Here is a 6,169-nt window from a genome sequence, read left to right on the forward strand (position 1 = left end):
TCACGGCAGCATCCCGCCGACCGGCGAGCGGCCGGTACGGGTACGCCGTTCGACGCCCACTGTTCGCGCTCACCCTGCGACCTCCTCCGTCGCCGCGCCCGGCACCTCCCCGGACATCGTCGGACCCTGCGGCCCGGCGGCGACCACCGCCCGGACCCGTTCCGGATCGGCCGGCGGCGCGCCCCGGCGTAACCATACGAAGAACTCGACGTTGCCGCTCGGCCCGGGCAGCGGGCTGGCCGCCACGTCCACCAAACCCAACTGGTGCCCGGCAGCCGCTGCCGCGACATCGAGCACCGCCTCGGCCCGCAGCGCCGGATCCCGCACCACCCCGCCCGCGCCGACCCGTTCCTTGCCCACCTCGAACTGCGGCTTGACCATCAGGACGAGGTCCCCGTCGGTGCAGCCCGCCAGCGCCGGCAGCACCAGCCGCAGCGAGATGAACGACAGATCGGCGACGGTCAACTCGACGGGCCCACCGATCACGTCGGTGGTGAGCGTCCGCACGTTTGTGCGCTCGAAGACCCGTACCCGCTCGTCGTTACGCAGCGACCAGGCGAGCTGCCCGTAGCCGACGTCGACCGCGACCACCTCGGCCGCACCGGCGCGCAGCAGCACGTCGGTGAAGCCCCCGGTGGACGCGCCCGCGTCGAGGCAGCGCCGACCGGCCACGGTCAACCCGCCGGGAGTGAACGCGGCGAGCGCCCCGGCCAGTTTGTGGCCACCCCGGGACACGTACTCCGAGGTGGGATCGTCCCCGGTGACCAGCAACGGATCGGCCGGATCGACCATGGCGGCGGCCTTGTGGGCCCGCACCCCCCGCAACTGGACCCGACCGGCCTCCACCAGAGCGGCCGCCTGCTCCCGCGAACGGGCCAGGCCACGGCGGACGAGTTCGGCGTCCAACCGGTTTCGACGTGCCATTGACCGACGGTCTCCTCAGGCCTGATCGATGGTGGCCAGCGTTTCCCGCAACGTCTGGTACGCGGCCTCGTACTGCGCGATCTGGTCGGCCGGGGCCAGGGCCGCGGCGTTGGCCATCGCCTGGACCGCGGCCTGCACCGCCGGGTGCTCGACGTCGTCGGTGTCCTCCGCGCTCCAGCGACGTGGCGGCGGACCCGGACGTGGCCCCGGCGCACTCATGCCGCGCCGTCCGCGTCCGCCCGACGTGCCGAGGCGGACCCACCACCGGCGGCCTTCTTCGCCACAGCCTTCTTGGCGACCGTCTTCTTCGCGACCGTCTTCTTGGCCACCGCCTTCTTGGCGACCGTCTTCTTCGCCACGGTCTGCTTGGCCAGGGCCTTGCTGGGCGGGGCAGCCGCAGCGGTCGCGGGCGTACCCACCGACGAAGCCTCGCCGGACGTCGCCGGCCCGCCCGCCGCGCCGGCCGTACGCAGCCGGCGCTCCAACTCCCGCACCCGGCGCTCCAACTCGGCCACCTCGTCGGCGCTGGCCAGCCCCACTGCACCGAGCGCCCGCTCGACCTCGAACCGCACCAGCTTGGTCAGCGACTCCCGGTTCGCCGCTCCGGTCGCACGGAGTTCGTCGGCGAGCGCCTGGAGTTGAGCGGCGGTCGCGCCGGTCGAGCCCATCGCCCGACGCACCGCGTCCTGCGCCTTCTTCCGAGGCGCCTCCGTCAAGCCCATGGCCAGTTCGAGGTAGGCGCGCCACGCGTCCTGCATGCCTGATTCCTTCCACCCGGCGGGTCTGCAGGTGTCACGCTACCGGGCCACCCGGACCACCCCGTGCGGTACGGTGCCCGGGGGATGACGTGGTGTGGCGAGGAGGCGATGGTGGCCACGGTGGACGAGTGCCGGCAGGCGTTGCAGGATCTGGCCGCCCGGCTGGAGAGCAACGCGCAGACCGTCCGTGAGCGGGTCGACCTGGATCGCACCCTGGCCTGCCGGATCACCGACCTGGAGACTGCCTTCCACGGCCGGATCAGCGACGGACGGCTGATCGACCTCGCCGACGGCGACGACCCCAAGGCCAAGATCGCCTTGAGTACGACAAGCGACGACCTGGTCGCCCTGGTCCGCGGCGAACTCGACGTCACCCGCGCGGTGGCCAACCGCCGGGTGTCGATCAAGGCGAACCCGTTCGACCTGATGAAGCTCCGCAAGCTGCTCTGAGCGCGGTCAGGAGGCCAGGCCGAGAGCGTCCAACGCCTGCGCCGCCTCCGCCGACGCCGCCCGGGGTACTCCGGTCGGCCGATGCCACCAGGCCACCGCGCAGAGCGCCGCGAGCGCGTCCAGAGGGCGCCCCGCACCGGCCAACTCCCAGCCGTCGGTGCCGGTGACCACGTGCCAGCCGCCGACGTCACTCGCCGGCGCCGGCACCCGCACCACCTCCGCCGGGTCGAAGAGCCCGGCCAGATTCCACCCGACGTACGTGGGACGCCGGTCCGACGGCGCGGCAAGCAACTCCGGTACGTCACTGACACCGGTCAGGACCAGCAGACTGTCCAACCCGGCCCGGTTGGCGCCCTCGATGTCGGTGTCCAACCGGTCACCGACCACCAGGGTCCGCCCCTCACCGGCGCGACGCGCGGCGGTGGCGAACAACTCCGGTGCGGGCTTGCCCACCACCTCGTCCGGCTGCCGACCGAGCGCCGTGGCCAACGCGGCCACCAGCGCACCGTTGCCGGGCAGCGGTCCCCGACCGCTGGGCAGCGTCCGGTCGGTGTTTGTCGCGATCCAGGACGCACCCTGCCGCACGGCCACCGCCGCCTCGGCCAGGTCGGCCCAACCCACCTGCGGACCGTAACCCTGAATCACCGCGACCGGCGAGTCCTCGGCCCGCGACACCGGCTTCAGCCCGACCGCAGCGACCTCGGAACGCAACGCCTCCGCACCGACCACCAGCACGGGTGCCCCGGCGGGCAGCCGCTCACCCAGCAGTTGGGCGGCGGCCGCAGCGCTGGTCAGCACCTCGTCCGGCCGGGCCTGCACACCCATTCCGGTGAGCAGATCGGCGACGTCGGCCGCGCGACGCGACGCGTTGTTCGTCGCGTACGCCACCGCCCGGCCCTCATCATGCAGCCGCGCGACGGCCTCGACCGCGCCGGGGATCGGCCGGTCGATCAGGTAGATCACGCCGTCCAGGTCGAAGACGACCAAGGCGTAGCCGTCGACCAGCCGTTCCCCGCCACCGTTCATCGCCGCTGCGTCTCCGACTCCGGCGAGCCACCCTGCTCGGACCGGTCCGCACCGTCGACGGGCGTAACCGTCGGCGGCACCACCGCGTCGGCGTCCCGCTCCTCGTCCGCAGCCTCCCCGGCCACGTCCTCGACCGCGTCGCCCTCGACGACCGCGACGACCGGGCTGTCCTCGACCGCGCTGTCCTCGACCGCGTCGCCCGCGTTCGCAGCGTCACCGGGCTCGCCTTCGAGGGCGACGGCGACGGTCACGTCCTCGGTCGCGCCGTCCTCGTCCTCGTCGTCGTCCGCGTCATCGTTGTCCGCGTCATCGTCACCGGCGTGTTCGGCGAACGCGACAGCTGCTCCGGACACGTCGGTGTCCGGCTGGGTCTCGACAGCTCCGGGCGCACCGGGGCCGGCAACCAGTTCCTCGGCCGCCTCGTCCTCTTCGTCGCCCTCGATGAGCACGCCGTCGAGTTCGAGCAGCCGCTCGGCCGCGTCGGTCTCGGCGTCGGCGTCGACCTCCGCCGCACGGGAGAACCACTCCCGGGCCTCCGCGCGCCGTCCGACGGCCAGCAGAGCATCGGCGTACGCGTACCGCAGTCGCGCCGTCCACGGCTCCGCCGTGTCGGAGGTCAGCTCACGCACCTGGAGCATGGCCACGGCCGCGTCCCGCTGTCCGAGGTCGCCTCGGGCACCAGCGGCCACGATCAGCAGTTCGATCGCGACGGCCCGGTCGAGCTTCTCCTGGTCGGCGCCGCGGAACAGGTCGATCGCCCGCTCGGGGCGGCCCAGGGCCCGCTCACAGTCCGCGATGACCGCCAGGTGACTCTGCAACCCACTCATCCGGTGGTACGTCCGCAGCTCCGCGATCGCCGTCTGCCACTCGCCGGCGTGGTACGCGGCCAGCCCGACGGCCTCCCGGACCGCGGAGATCCGCGATGCCAGGCGACGCGCGGCCAGGGCATGCGCCAGCGCCTGCTCCGGGTCCTCGTCGATCAGCTGTCCGGTCGCCACCAGGTGACGCGCTACCGTCTCCGCGACCGGCTTGGCAATCGAGAGCAGCTCAGCGCGAACGTCCTTGTCGAGGTCGGTCGCGAGGATCTCGTCGGGCAGCGTCGGGGCCGCCGTACCGTCGGCCTGCTCCGCTCCGTCCCGCCGAGCACGCGCGTCGTCGCCGCGCCCCCTGTCGTCGCGGAAGCCACCCTCACGGCGGTCACCGCCCCGGACCCCGCCCTCACGGCGGTCACCATCACGGAACCCGCCCTCACGACGATCGCCGCCACGGAAGCCACCTTCACGACGGTCACCGCCGCGGAAGCCACCCTCGCGACGGTCTCCGCCGTCACGGAACCCGCCGGAACGCTCACCGCTGTCGCGCCGGAAGCCGCCTTCCCGGCGGTCTCCGCCCTGGAAACCACCGGAGCGCTCGCCGCCGTCGCGGCGGAAGCCGCCCTCGCGACGGTCGCCGCCTTCGCGGAAGCCGCCGGAACGTTCCCTGTTGTCGGGACGGAAGCCACCCTCGCGACGGTCACCGCCGCGGAAGCCACCAGAGCGCTCGCCATCGCGGGAGCCGCCTTCACGGCGGTCACCGCCCCGGAAACCACCGGGACGCTCACCGCTGTCACGACGGAAGCCACCCTCACGGCGATCCCCGCCGCGGAAGCCGCCTTCCCGGCGGTCTCCGCCCTGGAAACCACCGGAGCGCTCGCCGCCGTCGCGGCGGAACCCGCCCTCACGACGGTCACCGCCCCGGAAACCACCGGGACGCTCGCCGCTGTCGGGACGGAAACCGCCCTCACGGCGATCCCCGCCTTCGCGGAAGCCGCCGGAACGTTCCCTGTTGTCGGGACGGAAGCCACCCTCGCGACGATCCCCGCCGCGGAAGCCACCTTCCCGGCGGTCTCCGCCCTGGAAACCACCGGAGCGCTCGCCGCCGTCGCGGCGGAACCCGCCCTCACGACGGTCGCCGCCCTCACGACGGTCGCCGCCCTCACGGAAGCCACCCTCACGGCGGTCGCCGCCCCGGAAACCACCGGGACGCTCGCCGCTGTCACGGCGGAAGCCACCTTCACGACGGTCACCGCCGCGGAAGCCGCCCTCGCGACGGTCTCCGCCGTCACGGAACCCGCCGGAACGCTCACCGCTGTCGCGGCGGAACCCGCCCTCACGACGGTCACCGCCCTCACGGAAGCCACCCTCACGGCGGTCGCCGCCCCGGAAACCACCGGGACGCTCGCCGCTGTCACGGCGGAAGCCACCCTCGCGACGGTCGCCGCCTTCGCGGAAGCCGCCGGAACGTTCCCTGTTGTCGGGACGGAAGCCACCCTCGCGACGGTCACCGCCGCGGAAGCCACCAGAGCGCTCGCCATCGCGGGAGCCGCCTTCACGGCGGTCACCGCCCCGGAAACCACCGGAGCGCTCACCGCTGTCACGACGGAACCCGCCCTCACGACGGTCGCCGCCCTGGAAACCACCCTCACGACGGTCACCACCGCGGAAACCACCGGAGCGCTCGCCGCCGTCGCGCCGGAAGCCGCCTTCACGGCGGTCACCCTCGCGGCGGTCGCCGCCCCGGAAACCACCGGGACGCTCGCCGCTGTCACGACGGAAACCACCCTCACGACGGTCACCCTCGCGGAAACCGCCGGAACGGGAACGGTCAGCCCCGTCACCGCGTCCCTCACGGGAACCACGTTCCCGGTCACGATCGTCGCGGTACGACGGGCGGTCGTCCCGGCGGAAGCCGCGGTCACGGCCCTCGGGCCGGCCCTCCTGGCTCCGGGGACGGTCTCCGCCCTGAGCTCCTGAACTCACAGGTACATCCTTCCTCAGTGCGCCATTCCATGGCGCAACGCAGTCGAGGGCCGACCCGATTCCGGGTGGCCCTCGACTGTGACGTGTGTCCGGCGGTGTCCTACTCTCCCACACCCTCCCGAGTGCAGTACCATCGGCGCTGGAAGGCTTAGCTTCCGGGTTCGGAATGTAACCGGGCGTTTCCCTTCCGCCATAACCGCCGTAACCCTATCA

Annotated in this window: 7 protein-coding genes and 1 rRNA gene; 2 read left to right on the forward strand and 6 right to left on the reverse strand. The window is 73.1% G+C overall.

The features are described from left to right. Window positions 1–69: 69 nt before the first annotated feature. From EG812_RS28085 to EG812_RS28095, 3 genes are read right to left on the reverse strand one after another with little or no spacing between them, the layout of a single operon-like run. Window positions 70–924 (reverse strand): TlyA family RNA methyltransferase, encoded by an 855-nt coding sequence (locus EG812_RS28085; protein ID WP_126713374.1) that lies wholly within the window; start codon window positions 922–924, stop codon window positions 70–72. A gap of 15 nt (window positions 925–939) precedes the next feature. After that, complete coding sequence (locus EG812_RS28090; protein ID WP_126713375.1) at window positions 940–1,143, reverse strand: hypothetical protein; 204 nt, start codon at window positions 1,141–1,143, stop codon at window positions 940–942. Beyond that, window positions 1,140–1,682 (reverse strand): hypothetical protein, encoded by a 543-nt coding sequence (locus tag EG812_RS28095; protein ID WP_126713376.1) that lies wholly within the window; start codon window positions 1,680–1,682, stop codon window positions 1,140–1,142. Before EG812_RS28095 ends, EG812_RS28090 begins: the two co-directional genes overlap by 4 nt. 111 nt (window positions 1,683–1,793) lie before the next feature. Between EG812_RS28095 and EG812_RS28100 the strand changes: the two genes are divergently transcribed. Next, window positions 1,794–2,132 (forward strand): SCP2 sterol-binding domain-containing protein, encoded by a 339-nt coding sequence (locus EG812_RS28100; protein WP_043723725.1) that lies wholly within the window; start codon window positions 1,794–1,796, stop codon window positions 2,130–2,132. A 6-nt stretch (window positions 2,133–2,138) separates the two neighbouring features. Here the strand turns inward: EG812_RS28100 and EG812_RS28105 are convergent, their stop codons facing one another. Continuing rightward, on the reverse strand, window positions 2,139–3,158 hold the full coding sequence (locus tag EG812_RS28105) for an HAD-IIA family hydrolase (protein ID WP_126713377.1): 1,020 nt from the start codon (window positions 3,156–3,158) through the stop codon (window positions 2,139–2,141). Next, entirely contained in the window at window positions 3,155–4,204 is a 1,050-nt protein-coding gene (locus tag EG812_RS28110) for a tetratricopeptide repeat protein (RefSeq protein ID WP_502697219.1), read from the reverse strand. The genes EG812_RS28105 and EG812_RS28110 overlap by 4 nt, the downstream gene beginning before the upstream one ends. On the opposite strand from EG812_RS28110, the gene EG812_RS28115 reads away from it, so the two are divergent. After that, window positions 4,106–5,950: a hypothetical protein gene (locus EG812_RS28115; protein WP_126713379.1), complete on the forward strand. Its 1,845-nt coding sequence runs from the start codon at window positions 4,106–4,108 to the stop codon at window positions 5,948–5,950. The genes EG812_RS28110 and EG812_RS28115 overlap by 99 nt on opposite strands. A gap of 93 nt (window positions 5,951–6,043) precedes the next feature. On the opposite strand, the gene rrf is transcribed toward EG812_RS28115, so the two are convergent. Next, window positions 6,044–6,160 (reverse strand): 5S ribosomal RNA (gene rrf, locus EG812_RS28120). Window positions 6,161–6,169: the final 9 nt, after the last annotated feature.

The sequence above is a fragment of the Verrucosispora sp. FIM060022 genome (assembly GCF_003977705.1).
Taxonomy (GTDB): domain Bacteria; phylum Actinomycetota; class Actinomycetes; order Mycobacteriales; family Micromonosporaceae; genus Micromonospora; species Micromonospora gifhornensis.